Origin of the sequence: Pseudomonas sp. GL-B-12 (genome assembly GCF_019955895.1) — a bacterium.
In the GTDB taxonomy this organism is placed as follows: Bacteria; Pseudomonadota; Gammaproteobacteria; order Pseudomonadales; family Pseudomonadaceae; genus Aquipseudomonas.
Map to the genome: position 1 here is coordinate 26,807 of NZ_JAHBCX010000019.1, position 14,561 is coordinate 41,367.

Here is a 14,561-nt window from a genome sequence, read left to right on the forward strand (position 1 = left end):
CAAACCCTTCGCTTCATTCGTATTGCCGCCCACAAACCCTTCGGGCAAACTGCCCGCCGTTCGATTCCGACCTGGGAAATACTCATGCACGCCATCATGCTCAAAGCCAAGCTGCATCGCGCCGAAGTCACCCACGCAGTACTCGATTACGAAGGCTCCTGCGCCATCGACGGTGAATGGCTGGACCTGTCCGGCATCCGTGAGTACGAACAGATCCAGATCTACAACGTCGACAACGGCGAGCGCTTCACCACCTACGCCATTCGTGGCGAAGAAGGTTCGCGCATGATCTCGGTCAACGGCGCCGCCGCGCACAAGGCCAAGGTTGGCGATCGCGTGATCATCTGCGCTTACGCTCATTACAGCGAAGCCGAACTGCTCAACTTCAAGCCGCGCATGCTCTACATGGCACCGGGCAATGAATTGAGCCACACCAGCAACGCCATTCCGGTCCAGGTCGCCTGATCCGAGTCCTGTCTCTTCCGTTTGTCGGACCGTTCCTAACTTTGGTGTTAAAAAAGTACCGGAAACAGGTCAGACAAAGTCAAGACAGATCATTGCGCGGGGTTTAATGTATCCGCCCTGCGCCATGAAATCGTGTCGACGCAGTTGACCGGAACGCCCACCCGCAGCGCTCCGGGACTTTTAGTGTTCAAAAGGCCGTTCAAGTAATAAGGAAACCCGCAGCGATGGCGTATTACCGCACTCCTCACGACGTTACCGCTCTGCCTGCCTGGCAAGCGTTGAATGACCACCGCCAAGCCATGCAGGATTTCAGCATGCGCGAAGCCTTCAATGCCGATCCGCAGCGTTTTACTCAGTTCACCCTCAGCAGCTGCGGCCTGTTTCTCGACTATTCGAAAAACCTGATCAACGCCGAGACCCGCAACCTGCTGGTGGGTCTGGCCAACGAAGTCGACCTCAAGGGCGCGATCAAGTCGCTGTTCGACGGCGAAATCGTCAACTCTTCCGAAGGCCGTCCGGCCCTGCACACGGCCCTGCGTCGCCCGGTTGGCGACAAGCTGTCGGTCAACGGCGTCAACGTGATGCCCGAAGTGCACAAGGTACTGAACCAGATCACCGACCTCGTCGGCCGTATCCACGATGGTCTGTGGCGCGGTTACACCGAGAAGCCGATCACTGACGTGGTGAACATCGGCATCGGCGGCTCGTTCCTCGGCCCTGAGCTGGTGTCCGAAGCGCTGTTGTCCTACGCCCAGAAAGGCGTGCGTTGCCATTACCTGGCGAACATCGACGGCAGCGAGTTCCACGAACTGACCATGAAGCTGCGCGCCGAGACCACCCTGTTCATCGTCTCGTCGAAATCCTTCAACACCCTCGAAACCCTGAAGAACGCCCAAGCCGCCCGTGCCTGGTATCTGGCCCAGGGTGGTTCGGAAGCCGAGTTGTATCGCCACTTCATCGCGGTATCGAGCAACAATGCCGCCGCGGTAGCGTTCGGCATCCGCGAAGAAAACATCTTCCCGATGTGGGACTGGGTTGGCGGGCGCTACTCGCTGTGGTCGGCCATCGGTTTGCCGATTGCACTGGCCATCGGCATGTCCAACTTCAAGGAATTGCTGTCCGGTGCCTACACCATGGACCAGCACTTCCAGAGCGCACCGTTCGAACAGAACATGCCGGTGCTGCTGGCCTTGCTCGGCGTGTGGTATGGCAACTTCTGGGGCGCACAAAGCCACGCGATCCTGCCGTACGATCACTACCTGCGTAACATCACCAAGCACCTGCAACAACTGGACATGGAATCCAACGGCAAGAGCGTGCGCCAGGACGGCAAGCCGGTGTCCACCGACACTGGGCCGGTGATCTGGGGCGGCGTCGGCTGCAACGGTCAGCACGCCTATCACCAGTTGCTGCACCAGGGCACCCAACTGATCCCGGCCGACTTCATCGTGCCGATCGTCAGCTTCAACCCGGTGTCCGATCACCACCAGTGGCTGTACGCCAACTGCCTGTCGCAGAGCCAGGCGCTGATGCTCGGCAAGACCCTTGGCGAGGCCGAAACCGAGCTGCGCGACAAAGGCATGAGTGAAGCCGAGGTGCACAAGCTCGCGCCGCACAAGGTGATCCCGGGCAACCGTCCGAGCAACACCCTGGTGGTTGAACGCATCAGCCCGCGTCGCCTCGGCGCTCTGGTGGCGATGTACGAACACAAAGTCTTCGTGCAAAGCGTGATCTGGGGCATCAATGCCTTCGACCAGTGGGGTGTGGAGCTGGGCAAAGAGCTGGGCAAAGGTGTCTACAACCGCTTGGTCGGCAGCGAAGAAACCCCGGCCGAGGACGCCTCGACCCAAGGGCTGATCAATTACTTCCGTGGTCGTCACCGCGGGTGATTTGAAGCCTGCCCACAGGCTTTGGATCAACCCCAAAGTCTGAGGGCAAAAACAATCCCCTGTGGGAGCGAGCCTGCTCGCGATGGCGGTGTATCAGTCAGCATTGGATTGGCTGCCACTCCGCTTTCGCGAGTAGGCTCGCTCCCACAGTTGTTTTGTGTACGGATTGAACCCATTGACCACTCGGCGCATCTCCCACAGTTGTTTTGTGTACGGATTGAACCCATTGACCACTCGGCGCATCTTTATCTTTGTCGCAAAACAAGCATAAGGAACCGTCATGTTCGATATCAGCATGTTCCCCAAAGCCGATGCCGTCCGCCGGGCCGCACAATTGAGTCAAGACGACTATCAGCGCCTGTACCGCGAATCCGTCGAACACCCCAGCACCTTCTGGGCCGAACAGGCCACGCGTTTTCTCGACTGGAGTGCGCCCTGGGAAACCGTCCAGCGCTACAACCTGAAAACCGGTGAAGCCAGCTGGTTTGCCGGTGCGCAATTGAACGTCAGCTACAACTGCATCGACCGGCACCTGGAGAAACGCAGCGATCAGGTCGCCATCATCTGGGAAGGCGACGACCCTGCCGACTCGACATCGATCACCTACAAAAAACTGCATGAAAACGTCTGCCGCCTGGCCAACGTGCTGAAAAGCCGTGGCGTGAAAAAAGGCGACCGCGTGTGCATCTACCTGCCGATGATTCCCGAGGCGGCCTACGCCATGCTGGCCTGTACCCGCATCGGCGCGGTGCACTCGGTGGTGTTCGGCGGCTTCTCCCCGGACTCGTTGCGTGACCGTATTCTCGATGCCGACTGCCGCACCGTGATTACCGCGGACGAAGGCGTGCGTGGCGGCAAGGTCGTGCCACTCAAGCAGAACGTCGACAAGGCGCTGCGAAGCTGCCCGGACGTGAGCACCGTGCTGGTGGTCGAGCGCACCAAGGGGCAGGTGAACTGGGTCGAAGGACGGGACATCAAGTATCAGCAGGCCCTGCGCGAAGCCAGCGCCGATTGCCCGCCCGAGCCGATGGACGCCGAAGCCCCGCTGTTCATCCTCTACACCTCCGGCAGCACCGGCAAACCCAAAGGCGTGCTGCACACCACCGGTGGCTACCTGCTGCAAGCAGCGATGACCTTCAAGTACGTGCTGGACTACCGCGATGGCGAAGTCTTCTGGTGCACCGCCGACGTCGGCTGGGTCACTGGCCACAGCTATATCGTCTACGGTCCGCTGGCCAATGGCGCGACCACGCTGATCTTCGAAGGCGTGCCGAGCTACCCGAGTACCTCGCGCTTCTGGCAGGTGATCGACAAGCACAAAGTGAACATTTTCTACACCGCCCCGACGGCCCTGCGCGCACTGATGCGCGAAGGCCCGGAACCGTTGAAGCAAACATCCCGCGCCAGCATCAGGCTACTCGGCACGGTCGGTGAGCCAATCAATCCGGAAGCCTGGGAGTGGTACTTCCATGCGGTCGGCGAGGAGCGTTGCCCGATCGTCGATACCTGGTGGCAGACCGAAACCGGCGGCATCATGCTCAGCCCGCTGGTCAGTGCCCAGCGGATCAAGCCGGGTTGTGCGACACAACCGATGTTCGGCGTGCAACCGGTATTGCTCGACGAGCAAGGCAGGGAAATCAAAGGTGCCGGCAGCGGCGTACTGGCCATAAAGTCCAGCTGGCCGGCGCAGATCCGCAGCGTTTATCGCGACCCGCAACGCATGGTCGACACCTACTTCAAGCCCTACCCCGGCTACTACTTCACCGGTGACGGCGCGCGGCGCGATGAAGATGGCGATTACTGGATCACCGGGCGCATCGACGATGTGATCAACGTGTCCGGCCACCGTATCGGCACCGCCGAAGTGGAAAGCGCCCTGGTGCTGCACGAAAGCATCGCCGAGGCCGCTGCGGTCGGTTACCCCCACGACATCAAGGGCCAGGGCATCTATGTCTTCGTCACGCCCATGAACGGCGTCGAAACCAACGATGAACTGAAGAAAGAATTGCTGGCCCTGGTCAGCCAGGAAATCGGCAGTTTCGCCAAGCCGGACTTGATCCAGTGGGCACCGGCCTTGCCGAAAACCCGCTCAGGCAAGATCATGCGGCGCATTCTGCGCAAGATCGCCTGCAACGAACTGGACAGCCTGGGTGATACTTCGACCCTGGCTGACCCGAACGTGGTGCAAGGGCTGATCGACAAGCGCTTGAAGTAGGAGCGAGCTCGCTCGCGATGAACTCCGACGCGCCGCGTATATTCAGGAAAAACGCGTTATCGTTAACGTCCATTGCGAGCAATCGAGCGTCGACCGGCTGCCCCTACAGAGTAACCATGGAATTCATCCGCACCCGCATCGAAACCCAGATCATGAGCCTGACCGGTTTGTCCCTGGGTAAACTCGACCTGGAAAACCCCAAGGGCGACCCCGGCCTGTTCGGGCCGGACTCGGTGAGCTGGCAAGTCCATGGCGATTTCAGCAGCATGTTGATCGGTGGCATCAGTGCCCTGATGCTGCAAGCCCTGCATCCTCTGGCATTGGCCGGGGTCTGGGACCATTCGAATTTCCGTGAAGACATGCTCGGTCGCTTGCGTCGCACCGGGCAGTTCATCTCCGGCACCACCTTCGGTTCTCGACAGGATGCCGACTGGCTAATCGAAAAAGTCCGCACCATCCACTTGCAGATCACCGGCACGGCACCGGACGGACGCGCCTACGCCGCCAGCGATCCCGAACTGCTGACGTGGGTGCACGTGGCGGAAGTCAGCAACTTCCTCGCCGCGCATTTGCGCTATCGCAATCCGCACCTGTCGCTGATCGATCAGGATCGCTACTACGCTGAAATTGCCCTGGTCGCCGAGCGCCTCGGGGCCCGGGATGTGCCCCGTTCTCGGCAGGAAATTGCCGACTACCTCGAGCGCATGCGCCCTCAGTTGCTGTGTGACGAACGCAGTCGCGAAGTCCTGCGCCTATTGCTGAACGCCCCCTCCCCCAGTCGCCTGGCCAAGCCGTTTGGCGGTTTGATGATGCAGGCCGGGATCGATCTGCTGCCGGACTGGGCCAGCGATATGCTCGGTGTCAGCCAGAACCCGCTGCAACGCAAGCTGATCCGCGCCAGCGTCAATCGCAGTGCGCCGATGCTGCGCTGGGCGGTGCGTAATGGGTCGGTGCAGCGGGCCAGGCGGCGGATGGGGTTGCTGACCTGAACACAACCTCTTGAATGTGATCACTCTGTGGCGAGGGAGCTTGCTCCCGCTCGAGTGCGTAGCGCTCGCAAAAAAACCGAAATGTACCGGGATTTTGGGGCCGCTTCGCAGCCCAGCGGGAGCAAGCTCCCTCGCCACAGGCAAGCCCCTCATCTCAGCTCCAAACTGTTAAACTCCCGCGCCCAATTCCCTCCTGCAAGGCGCCCAGCATGTCTTCCTTGAATCAGGCGCTGCGCGCCGCCCTCGAACGTCGCCAGGACCTGCTCGCCGAACTGCACCAGCAAGGTACCGATTGCTATCGCCTGTTCCACGGCAGCCAGGAGGGCGCCGGGGGCCTGACCATCGACCGCTACGGCCCGCAATTGCTGGTGCAGAGTTTCCACCAGGCGCTGGAGCGCGAGACGCTGCTGCAACTGCACGAAGCGATCAATCAACACCTGGGTTTTGACACCCTGCTGGTCTACAACGACCGCTCCCGTGGCAACTCACGCATCGACCGTGAAGACATCGTCTACCGCGCCGACGAAGCCGCCCTGCAAGACCTGGTCGGCCACGAGTGGGGCCTGAACTATCGGGTACGGGGTCGCCATGCCGGACAAGACCCGCTGCTGTTCCTCGACCTGCGCAACACCCGCGGCTGGGTCAAGGATCACAGCAAGAACAAAAGCGTACTGAACCTGTTCGCCTACACCTGCGGCGTCGGCCTCAGTGCCGCCGCCGGTGGTGCGCGCGAGGTGTGCAACCTGGACTTCGCCGAAGGCAATCTGGCGGTCGGTCGGGAGAACGGCCAACTCAACCCGCAGTTGCCGACCATGGAATTTATCCAGTCCGACTACTTCCCGGCCATTCGCCAACTGGCCGGCCTGCCAATCAGCCAGCGCCGCGGGCAAAAACTGCCGAGCTATCAGCGCCTGGAACAGCGCCAGTACGATCTGGTACTGCTCGATCCACCGGCCTGGGCCAAGAGTGCATTCGGCACCGTCGACCTGCTGCGCGACTACCAGAGCCTGCTCAAACCGGCCCTGCTGACCACCGCCGACAACGGCGTGCTGATCTGCTGCAACAACCTGGCGAAAGTCAGCATGGACGACTGGCGCGAGCAGGTTTTGCGTTGCGCAGAGAAGGCCGGGCGGCCGGTGCGTGAGTGGAGCGTGATGAAGCCAGGCGCGGACTTCCCGTCGATGGATCAGCAACCACCGCTGAAAACCCTGATTCTGCAGCTCTGACCGCTGTCGGAGAAATCTGAAACTTCCTGATCAGGCCAATCACTTGGGAACCGGAAACGCGTGCCATACTCCAAGGCACTCCGATCCAGACAGATGAAGCCGCACATGTACAAAGGATTGATTCGCGCCATCGGCGCCTTGTTGACTGCTCTGGCCCTCTACAGCTTGCTGGGTTTTCTGATTTTACCGGGTGTCGCGCTGCGCGTTGCCAACCAGCAACTGGCCAACTACGCCACCACACCCGCCACGATCCAGCGAATCGAATTCAATCCGTTCAGCCTTGAACTGACCCTTTGGGGCTTGAACATCGGCGAGCCCGGCAAGGAGCAGGTCGGTTTCGAACGCCTGTATGCCAATCTGCAACTCGACAGCCTGTGGACCAAGGCGGTGCACCTGTCCGATGTCGAACTGGACAAGCCCAAGACCGAAATCCTGTTCAGCAAGGACGGCAAACTCAATCTGCTGGGGCTGTTCAAACTGCCAGCGAGGGAGCCCACACCCGCCGACCCGGATGCCAAGCCGTTTCCGCTGCGCATCGAGCGGATCAAACTGGCCGGCGGCGCCGTGCACTTTGAAGATGCCCGGCCCAGCGAGCCCATCGAGTTTCTCTACGACACACTCGATTTCGAGCTGAAGAACCTCAGCACCCTGCCCGATGACAGCGCCGACATGACCTTGGTGGCCGTCGGCCCCAATGGCGGACAGATCGACTGGACCGGTAACTTCAGCCTGATCCCGATCGCCTCCGAAGGTAAGCTGAAAATCACCGATGGCAAGATGAAAGCCTTTTGGCCCTATGTGCGCGATGCCGTTCCACTGGACCTCGAGAACGGCGTCATGAGCATCAGTACCGACTACAAATTCAGCCTGGCCAAGGAAACCGAGCTGCTGCTGAGCAATGTAGCGGTCAACATTGCACCTTTCGCGATCAAGGCCCCGGATGGCCGGCCGCTGGTGAAGCTCGAACGCCTGGACGTCAGCGAAACCACCGTAGACCTGGCCAAACAGCAAGTGGTGGTCGGCAAGATCCGCAGCCACAAACTGGAAACCTGGGCCGCACTGGAATCGGACGGCCAACTCGACTGGCAGAAGCTGTTCGCCAGCCAGCCGGCCAAACCCGCTGCCAAAGCCAAGGCGGATGCCGAACCGGCCAGCACTCCGGCGGCGGCAGACTCACCGAAACCTGAACCAGCCGCGCCAGGCAAACCCTGGCAGGTGCTGCTCAAGGACGTACAGTTGCGCGATTACCAAGTGCATCTGGCTGACCGAAAGGCACAGCCTCCCGTCGCCCTGGATCTGGCTCCGCTGAATCTCGACCTGCAAAACTTCGACAGCCTCAACGGTTCACCCTTTACCCTCAAGCTCGATACCGGCGTGGGCAAGCAAGGCAAGATCATGGCCGACGGCGAGGTCAACCTGGCCCCGGTCAGCGCCAGACTGAAGGTACAGACCAAGGACATCGACCTGCGAGTTGCCCAGTCCTACATCACGCCGTTCATTCGCCTGGAATTGCGCAGCGGCATGCTCGGCAGCGATCTGGCGGTCGACCTGAAAAGCACCGCCCCCCTGGCGTTCAACGTCACAGGCCGCGCCCAGATCGATCAGTTGCATACCCTGGACACCCTGAAAACCCGCGACTTCCTCAAGTGGCAACAGGTCGTGGTCGAAGGCTTGAACTATCAGCATGGGGACAGTCTGTCGATTGACAAGATCAACCTGTTCCAGCCCTATGCGCGTTTCATGATCAACGATGATCGCACCACCAACATCGATGACCTGCTGATTCCCCAGCCGGCGGACTCCGGGGCAAGACCGGCGGCGAGCAAACCGGCCAGCAACGAAAAACCGCTGGGCATCCACATCGGCGGCATTTTCATCAATGACGGTTCGGCCAACTTCGCCGACTTCAGCCTGACCCCGAACTTCGCCACCGCCATCCAGCAACTCAACGGGCAGATCGGCACCATCGACAGCCGCCAGCCGAAACCGGCCAGTGTCGACGTCAAGGGCAAGGTCGATCGCTACGCGCCGGTGACCATCAAGGGCTCGGTCAATCCGTTCGACCCGATGGCCAGCCTCGACATCGCCACCAGCTTCAAGCGCGTGGAGCTGACCACGCTGACGCCCTACTCCGGCAAGTTCGCCGGCTACCGTATCCGCAAGGGCCGGCTCAATCTCGACCTGCACTACCAGATCACCAAGGGTCAGCTCAAAGCTGAAAACAAAGTGGTGGTCGAACAACTGCAACTGGGTGAAAAAGTCGACAGCCCCGATGCCGTGAGCCTACCGCTGAAACTGGCCATTGCCTTGCTCAAGGACGTCGACGGCAAGATCTCCATCGAACTGCCGGTCACCGGCGACCTGAACAACCCTCAGTTCAGCGTCATGCCGATTATCTGGCAGACCCTGCGCAATCTGATCGTCAAAGCCGCGGCAGCGCCGTTCAAGCTCATTGGCGGGCTGGTCAACGGTGGCGGTTCGGAAGACCTGGGCAGCGTTTCATTCGCAGCGGGTTCCAGCGAATTGGGCAAGGATGCCGAAGGCGCCCTGGACAAACTGTCCAAGGCGCTCAAGGAGCGCCCGGCCCTGCGCCTGGAAATCGAAGGCACCGCCGCCCAGAGCAGCGATGGCCCGCTGATCGCCGAACAACGCCTGGAGCGTGAGTACCAGTACAACTACTACAAAATGCTCCAGCGCCGCGGTGACAAGGTCCCGGCCCAGGCTTCGTTGCTGGAAGTGCCGGATGGGGAAAAAGGCCCGCTGCTCGAAGGTATCTACCGTACCCGCCTGAAAACCCAGCCCCCTGCCGAATGGAAGGACCTGGGCAAGGAAGAGCGCACCGCGAAAATGCGTGCCGAGGTGATCAAGTTCTGGAGCACCAGCGACGTGCTGTTGCGTCAACTGGGCCAGGAACGCGCCAGCAGCATCAAGGATTACCTGGTCGACAAGGCCCAACTGGAAGATGACCGGGTGTACTTCATCGACGCCAATCTGGGCGAGGCGCAAAGTGACGGCCGCGTAGTGACACCAATGCATCTGGATGCCGAGTGATGATGCGGCGGCAGCTGACTGGCCTGATCCTGGCGCTCTCCGCCAGTCAGGCCTGGGCGGCCGATACCCTGCGCTGTGGCAGCCAGTTGATCAGCGTCGGCGATCGTTCGAGTGAGGTTTTGCAGAAATGCGGTGAACCGGTCAGTCGCGACTTGCTGGGGTACAAACGCAGTGCAGATCGGCGTGAGGAATTTCAGGTCGAGGAATGGACCTACGGACCGAATGGCGGGATGTATCAATACTTGCGGTTCGAAGGTAATCGGCTGAAACAGATCACCAGTAAACGCGGCAATTAATTAGCACTATCCAATGTGGGAGCAAGCCCGCACATTGGGTTTTCAGCGCTACACATAGAACAGGCCCCGGCAAAAGTGCGCGGGGCCTGTAGTGGCCAACATCCTTTGGCCGTTCGCATGAACACTCAGGTTGCAACAGACCCATGACTCTGCCCGTCTGTCGCACCCTCTCCCGGTCCAGGCGAGAAGCCTTGCCTTACTCGGCTTTCAGGCCGTCAGCGGAGACCGCCTTGACGCCTTTGATTTTCTTGGTGATAGCTACAGCCATTTCTTTTTGCGAATCGGTCACGGCGGTGGTCGACGACAGCGATACCACGCCTTTGTTGGTTTCAACCTTGATGTCGGTACCTGGAATGCCTTTTTCGGTCATCAGGTCGGCTTTGACTTTAGTGGTGATCCAGGTATCGGAAGTAGCTTCTGTAGCCTTGGTCATTTCACCCGCCGCCAGGGTCATCGGAGCCTGGGTGGCTTGAGTGGTCTGGGCGAATGCCGCGTTTGCCATGGTCAGGGTCAGCGCAGTGGCAGTAGCGGCAGCGATAGCGAACTTCTTCATACGAGTAACTCCTGTTTTTCTGAAAAGTCTGCCGGGTGTCTTTTCGGCAGGGTTACCAGGGATATTGCGAACGCTGTGCCAACTTTGAAAAAGAGTTAAAAATCTTATTAATCAACGAGTTACAAAATCAGCCAACTTTCGGAATCATGCAAAATGCACGATAAGCACAAACACTGCATGCAAGTTGCGGTTTTATGGAAAGTTCCTAAGATGCTGAATTTCTGAGCTTTATCTGCAGCATTTGACGACGGGTCGACAAACAGGAAAATCCCCGCAAAAGCGGGGACTTGATTCAGCTCTTCATGCCGCAGAACCGGAACACCCTTTAGGCAAGTAGTCCTGGGATACGCTGCTTTTACATGACCAGCCTTTGGTTTCGTCCCGTGTCAGGGTGACGGTTTTACCCTGGACCACCCCCGGGGCATTCTGCAACGTACAAACGATTGATCCCGCTCCCGCCTGCGTTGTAGCCGTCACAGACAGGGCGCAGTGGTTGGTCGATGTCGCGCCGGCGGGCGCCACGTTGGCAATTGTCGGGGTTTCCCCCTGGTTGATCACATCCTCGAACGGCACTTTCATTGCAGTCAGTTCGGCCAGCGCCGCCGTGACCTTGGCCCGAGCCTGGTACTTGGAATACATCGGCAGGCCCAGTGTTGCCAGGATCCCGATGATCGCCACCACGACGAGCAACTCGATCAGGGTAAAACCTTTTTGATTGTTCATGTACAAGCTCCATGCATGAGTCGAAGGCTCATGACCTGCCCCATGGCAGCACAGCCTGTGCCAATGCCAGAAGCCCCTGTTGGCAGGGGGCGTGGTGGCCGAAAAGCGCTTACCTACTACCAGGATCAGCACTATCTGACGTTTTTTGTCACCTCACCCTTGCGGGTTTGGCCTCGTCCTTTGACTAGGCTATAAGAGCAATTCAATCGGAATACCCAGGACTGAACATGGCGGTCAAGGCAGCGAAAATCAGCGTGTATGCATGGGAAGGCATCGACCGCAAAGGCACAAAAGTGACCGGCGAACTCAGCGCTCAAAACCCGGCGCTGATCAAGGCGAAACTGCGCAAGCAAGGCATCAGTCCCGGCAAGGTTCGCAAAAAAAACCATTCGGTTTTCAGCATGGGCAAGCGCATCAAGGCCCAGGACATTGCCCTGTTCACCCGGCAAATGGCGACGATGATGAAGGCCGGCGTGCCGTTGTTGCAGTCCTTCGAGATCATCGGCGAGGGCTTCGACAATCCGGCCATGCGCAAGCTGGTGGACGAGCTGAAACAGGAAGTTGCGGCAGGCAGCAGCTTCGCCGCTGCCCTGCGCAAGAAGCCCCGGTATTTCGATGAGCTGTATTGCAACCTGGTGGATGCTGGCGAGCAGGCCGGTGCCCTCGACACCCTTTTGGAGCGGGTCGCGACCTACAAGGAAAAAAGCGAAAGCCTCAAGGCCAGGATCAGGAAAGCCATGACCTACCCGCTGGTGGTGGTGTTCGTCGCGGCGATAGTCACCGGGATTCTGCTGGTCAATGTCGTGCCGCAGTTCGAGTCGGTGTTCAAAGGCTTTGGCGCCGAACTGCCGGCCTTCACCGTGATGGTCATTGGCCTGTCGCAATTCATGCAGGCCTGGTGGTGGGTGGTCCTTGGCGCACTGATCACCATGGCCTTCGGCGTGCGCCACGCCCTCAGGACATCCCCGGCCTTTCGCGACCGGATGGACACCTGGCTGCTGAAACTGCCGCTGGTGGGCACCCTGATGCACAAGTCCGCCGTGGCCCGGTTCGCCCGTACACTGTCGACCACTTTCGCAGCCGGCGTGCCGCTGGTGGAGGCCCTGGAATCAGTGGCCGGTGCGACCGGCAATGTCGTGTTCAAGCGCGCGGTATTGCGCATTCGGCAGGACATCTCGACCGGCATGCAATTGCATTTCGCCATGCGTACCTGCGGCGTCTTTCCGAACATGGCGATACAAATGACCGCCATCGGCGAAGAGTCAGGCACCCTGGACGCTATGCTCGACAAAGTCGCGGGGTTCTATGAAGACAACGTCGATAACATGGTCGATAACCTCACCAGCCTGATGGAACCGTTCATCATGGTGGTGCTGGGTGTTATCGTCGGTGGACTGGTAGTTGCCATGTACCTGCCCATCTTCCAACTTGGCTCAGCGATCTGACATGCCCTTGAATGAAATTCTGATTCACTCTCCGCTGGCCTTTGTCCTTCTCGCAGGCATCACCGGCCTGCTGGTCGGCAGTTTCCTCAATGTCGTGATCTGGCGCCTGCCGAAAATGCTCGAACGCGACTGGCGTGAGCAGGCCCATGACATTCTCGGGCTGCCTGGCGAAACGCCGCTGCCGACTTACAACCTGTTGCTGCCCCACTCCCAGTGCCCGCACTGCGGTCACCGAATCCGCGCCTGGGAAAACATCCCGCTGCTCAGTTATGTGTTTTTGCGCGGCCGCTGTTCAGCCTGTGCGGCAGCGATCAGCCCGCGCTATCCGTTGACCGAACTGGCCTGCGGGCTGTTGTCGGCGTTTGTTGCCTGGCACTTCGGCTTCGGTTGGCCGGCCTGCCTGGTGCTGGTCCTGAGCTGGGGTTTGCTGGCGATGAGCCTGATCGACGCCGAACATCAGATATTGCCGGACGTACTGGTGCTGCCGTTGATTTGGCTGGGGTTGATCGTCAACAGTTTCGGCCTGTTCGTGACGTTGCACGAGGCGCTTTGGGGGGCGATCGCCGGTTACAGCCTGCTGTGGTCGGTGTTCTGGCTGTTCAAGCTGATCACGGGCAAGGACGGCATGGGCTACGGTGATTTCAAGCTGCTGGCGATGCTGGGCGCCTGGGGTGGCTGGCAGATTTTGCCGTTGACCATCCTGCTGTCCTCGCTGGTGGGTGCCATTATCGGGCTGATGCTGCTGCGCTGGCGCAATGCAAAAACCTCGACGCCGATCCCTTTCGGTCCCTATCTGGCCATTGCCGGCTGGATTGCGTTGCTCTGGGGTGGTCAAATAACCGACCTCTATTGGCAGTTTGTCGGTTTGAAATGAATAGCCCTGTGGAAAAACCCTGGATTCTCGGCCTGACCGGCGGCATCGGCAGCGGCAAAAGTGCGGCCGCCCAACACTTCATAGATCTGGGTGTGCATGTGGTCGACGCCGATCACGCCGCTCGCTGGGTAGTGGAACCCGGCCGCCCAGCACTGGCGCAAATCGCCGAGCACTTCGGCCTCGGCGTGTTGCAGGCCGACGGGCAACTGGACCGCGCCGCGCTTCGCAAATTGATCTTCGAGGTGCCTGAAGAACGCCGTTGGCTGGAAGCCCTCCTGCATCCGCTGATCGGCGAGGAGATCGCTCACCACCTGGCGCTGGCAAAATCGCCTTATGCGATTCTGGTTTCGCCGCTGCTGATCGAGTCCGGGCAATACGCCATCACTCAACGGGTGCTGGTGATCGATGCCCCCGAACAATTGCAGATCGAACGCACCCTGCAACGTGACCAAACCAGCGAGCAGCAAGTCCAGGCGATCCTCAAGGCCCAGTCCAGCCGCCAGGATCGCGTGAGCCATGCCGACGACGTCGTGGTCAATGATCGCGACCTTGCCTGGCTGCACAGCGAGGTCGAACGCCTGCATCACTTTTATCTTTCTTTGCGTGGAGGCCAGTCATGAGCCAACCAACAACCGTCGAATGCCCAACCTGTGGCGCCCCCGTGGAATGGACCGCCGAGAGCAAATTCCGGCCATTCTGCTCCGACCGCTGCAAACTGATCGACCTGGGGGCCTGGGCGTCCGAAGAACACAAGATTCCAGTGCCCCCCGATGCCGAGGACGAGATGTTCAGCGGCGACTTTGACCCGCGCCACTGATCCATCGAGTGGGCGATT

At 59.9% G+C, this 14,561-nt stretch carries 13 protein-coding genes; 11 read left to right on the forward strand and 2 right to left on the reverse strand.

Annotated elements, in window-relative coordinates:
- Positions 1–84 precede the first annotated feature (84 nt).
- From panD to KGA85_RS11650, 7 genes are all read left to right on the forward strand, one after another.
- Positions 85–465, forward strand: coding sequence for an aspartate 1-decarboxylase (panD, locus tag KGA85_RS11620; protein ID WP_003228271.1), 381 nt, complete (start codon positions 85–87; stop codon positions 463–465).
- Between the two features lie 224 nt (positions 466–689).
- The gene (gene pgi, locus KGA85_RS11625) at positions 690–2,354 is read left to right on the forward strand and encodes a glucose-6-phosphate isomerase (RefSeq protein ID WP_223454858.1); all 1,665 of its coding nucleotides are present in this window, start codon (positions 690–692) and stop codon (positions 2,352–2,354) included.
- Positions 2,355–2,634: 280 nt separating this feature from the next.
- Positions 2,635–4,569, forward strand: coding sequence for an acetate--CoA ligase (acs, locus tag KGA85_RS11630; protein WP_223532973.1), 1,935 nt, complete (start codon positions 2,635–2,637; stop codon positions 4,567–4,569).
- Between the two features lie 116 nt (positions 4,570–4,685).
- Entirely contained in the window at positions 4,686–5,558 is an 873-nt protein-coding gene (locus KGA85_RS11635) for an oxygenase MpaB family protein (RefSeq protein ID WP_223454854.1), read from the forward strand.
- A 209-nt stretch (positions 5,559–5,767) separates the two neighbouring features.
- Positions 5,768–6,784: a class I SAM-dependent rRNA methyltransferase gene (locus tag KGA85_RS11640; RefSeq protein WP_223454852.1), complete on the forward strand. Its 1,017-nt coding sequence runs from the start codon at positions 5,768–5,770 to the stop codon at positions 6,782–6,784.
- Between the two features lie 93 nt (positions 6,785–6,877).
- On the forward strand, positions 6,878–9,835 hold the full coding sequence (locus tag KGA85_RS11645) for a DUF748 domain-containing protein (protein WP_223532969.1): 2,958 nt from the start codon (positions 6,878–6,880) through the stop codon (positions 9,833–9,835).
- Entirely contained in the window at positions 9,835–10,131 is a 297-nt protein-coding gene (locus KGA85_RS11650; RefSeq protein ID WP_223446861.1) for a DUF2845 domain-containing protein, read from the forward strand. Before KGA85_RS11645 ends, KGA85_RS11650 begins: the two co-directional genes overlap by 1 nt.
- Positions 10,132–10,327: 196 nt before the next feature.
- On the opposite strand, the gene KGA85_RS11655 is transcribed toward KGA85_RS11650, so the two are convergent.
- On the reverse strand, positions 10,328–10,684 hold the full coding sequence (locus KGA85_RS11655; RefSeq protein WP_223454848.1) for a BON domain-containing protein: 357 nt from the start codon (positions 10,682–10,684) through the stop codon (positions 10,328–10,330).
- A gap of 300 nt (positions 10,685–10,984) precedes the next feature.
- Complete coding sequence (locus KGA85_RS11660) at positions 10,985–11,407, reverse strand: pilin (protein WP_223454846.1); 423 nt, start codon at positions 11,405–11,407, stop codon at positions 10,985–10,987.
- A 227-nt stretch (positions 11,408–11,634) separates the two neighbouring features.
- Between KGA85_RS11660 and KGA85_RS11665 the strand changes: the two genes are divergently transcribed.
- The 4 genes from KGA85_RS11665 to yacG are packed head-to-tail and all read left to right on the forward strand — an operon-like array spanning position 11,635 to position 14,543.
- On the forward strand, positions 11,635–12,852 hold the full coding sequence (locus tag KGA85_RS11665; RefSeq protein WP_223454844.1) for a type II secretion system F family protein: 1,218 nt from the start codon (positions 11,635–11,637) through the stop codon (positions 12,850–12,852).
- 1 nt (position 12,853) lies between these two features.
- A complete protein-coding gene (locus KGA85_RS11670; RefSeq protein ID WP_223454842.1) occupies positions 12,854–13,726 on the forward strand; it encodes a prepilin peptidase in 873 nt (290 codons plus the stop codon).
- The gene (coaE, locus tag KGA85_RS11675) at positions 13,723–14,346 is read left to right on the forward strand and encodes a dephospho-CoA kinase (protein WP_223454840.1); all 624 of its coding nucleotides are present in this window, start codon (positions 13,723–13,725) and stop codon (positions 14,344–14,346) included. Before KGA85_RS11670 ends, coaE begins: the two co-directional genes overlap by 4 nt.
- Positions 14,343–14,543: a DNA gyrase inhibitor YacG gene (yacG, locus tag KGA85_RS11680; RefSeq protein ID WP_218432541.1), complete on the forward strand. Its 201-nt coding sequence runs from the start codon at positions 14,343–14,345 to the stop codon at positions 14,541–14,543. Before coaE ends, yacG begins: the two co-directional genes overlap by 4 nt.
- The last annotated feature ends 18 nt before the right edge of the window (positions 14,544–14,561 follow it).

What these genes read in the sequence shown, in the direction of transcription:
- acs (WP_223532973.1), top strand. Translation starts at nt 2,635, where the DNA reads ATGTTCGATATCAGCATGTTCCCCAAAGCCGATGCCGTCCGCCGGGCC.
- coaE (WP_223454840.1), top strand. Translation starts at nt 13,723, where the DNA reads ATGAATAGCCCTGTGGAAAAACCCTGGATTCTCGGCCTGACCGGCGGC.
- KGA85_RS11645 (WP_223532969.1), top strand. Translation starts at nt 6,878, where the DNA reads ATGAAGCCGCACATGTACAAAGGATTGATTCGCGCCATCGGCGCCTTG.
- yacG (WP_218432541.1), top strand. Translation starts at nt 14,343, where the DNA reads ATGAGCCAACCAACAACCGTCGAATGCCCAACCTGTGGCGCCCCCGTG.
- KGA85_RS11650 (WP_223446861.1), top strand. Translation starts at nt 9,835, where the DNA reads ATGATGCGGCGGCAGCTGACTGGCCTGATCCTGGCGCTCTCCGCCAGT.
- KGA85_RS11635 (WP_223454854.1), top strand. Translation starts at nt 4,686, where the DNA reads ATGGAATTCATCCGCACCCGCATCGAAACCCAGATCATGAGCCTGACC.
- pgi (WP_223454858.1), top strand. Translation starts at nt 690, where the DNA reads ATGGCGTATTACCGCACTCCTCACGACGTTACCGCTCTGCCTGCCTGG.
- KGA85_RS11665 (WP_223454844.1), top strand. Translation starts at nt 11,635, where the DNA reads ATGGCGGTCAAGGCAGCGAAAATCAGCGTGTATGCATGGGAAGGCATC.
- KGA85_RS11640 (WP_223454852.1), top strand. Translation starts at nt 5,768, where the DNA reads ATGTCTTCCTTGAATCAGGCGCTGCGCGCCGCCCTCGAACGTCGCCAG.
- KGA85_RS11655 (WP_223454848.1), bottom strand. Translation starts at nt 10,684, where the DNA reads ATGAAGAAGTTCGCTATCGCTGCCGCTACTGCCACTGCGCTGACCCTG.
- panD (WP_003228271.1), top strand. Translation starts at nt 85, where the DNA reads ATGCACGCCATCATGCTCAAAGCCAAGCTGCATCGCGCCGAAGTCACC.
- KGA85_RS11670 (WP_223454842.1), top strand. Translation starts at nt 12,854, where the DNA reads ATGCCCTTGAATGAAATTCTGATTCACTCTCCGCTGGCCTTTGTCCTT.
- KGA85_RS11660 (WP_223454846.1), bottom strand. Translation starts at nt 11,407, where the DNA reads ATGAACAATCAAAAAGGTTTTACCCTGATCGAGTTGCTCGTCGTGGTG.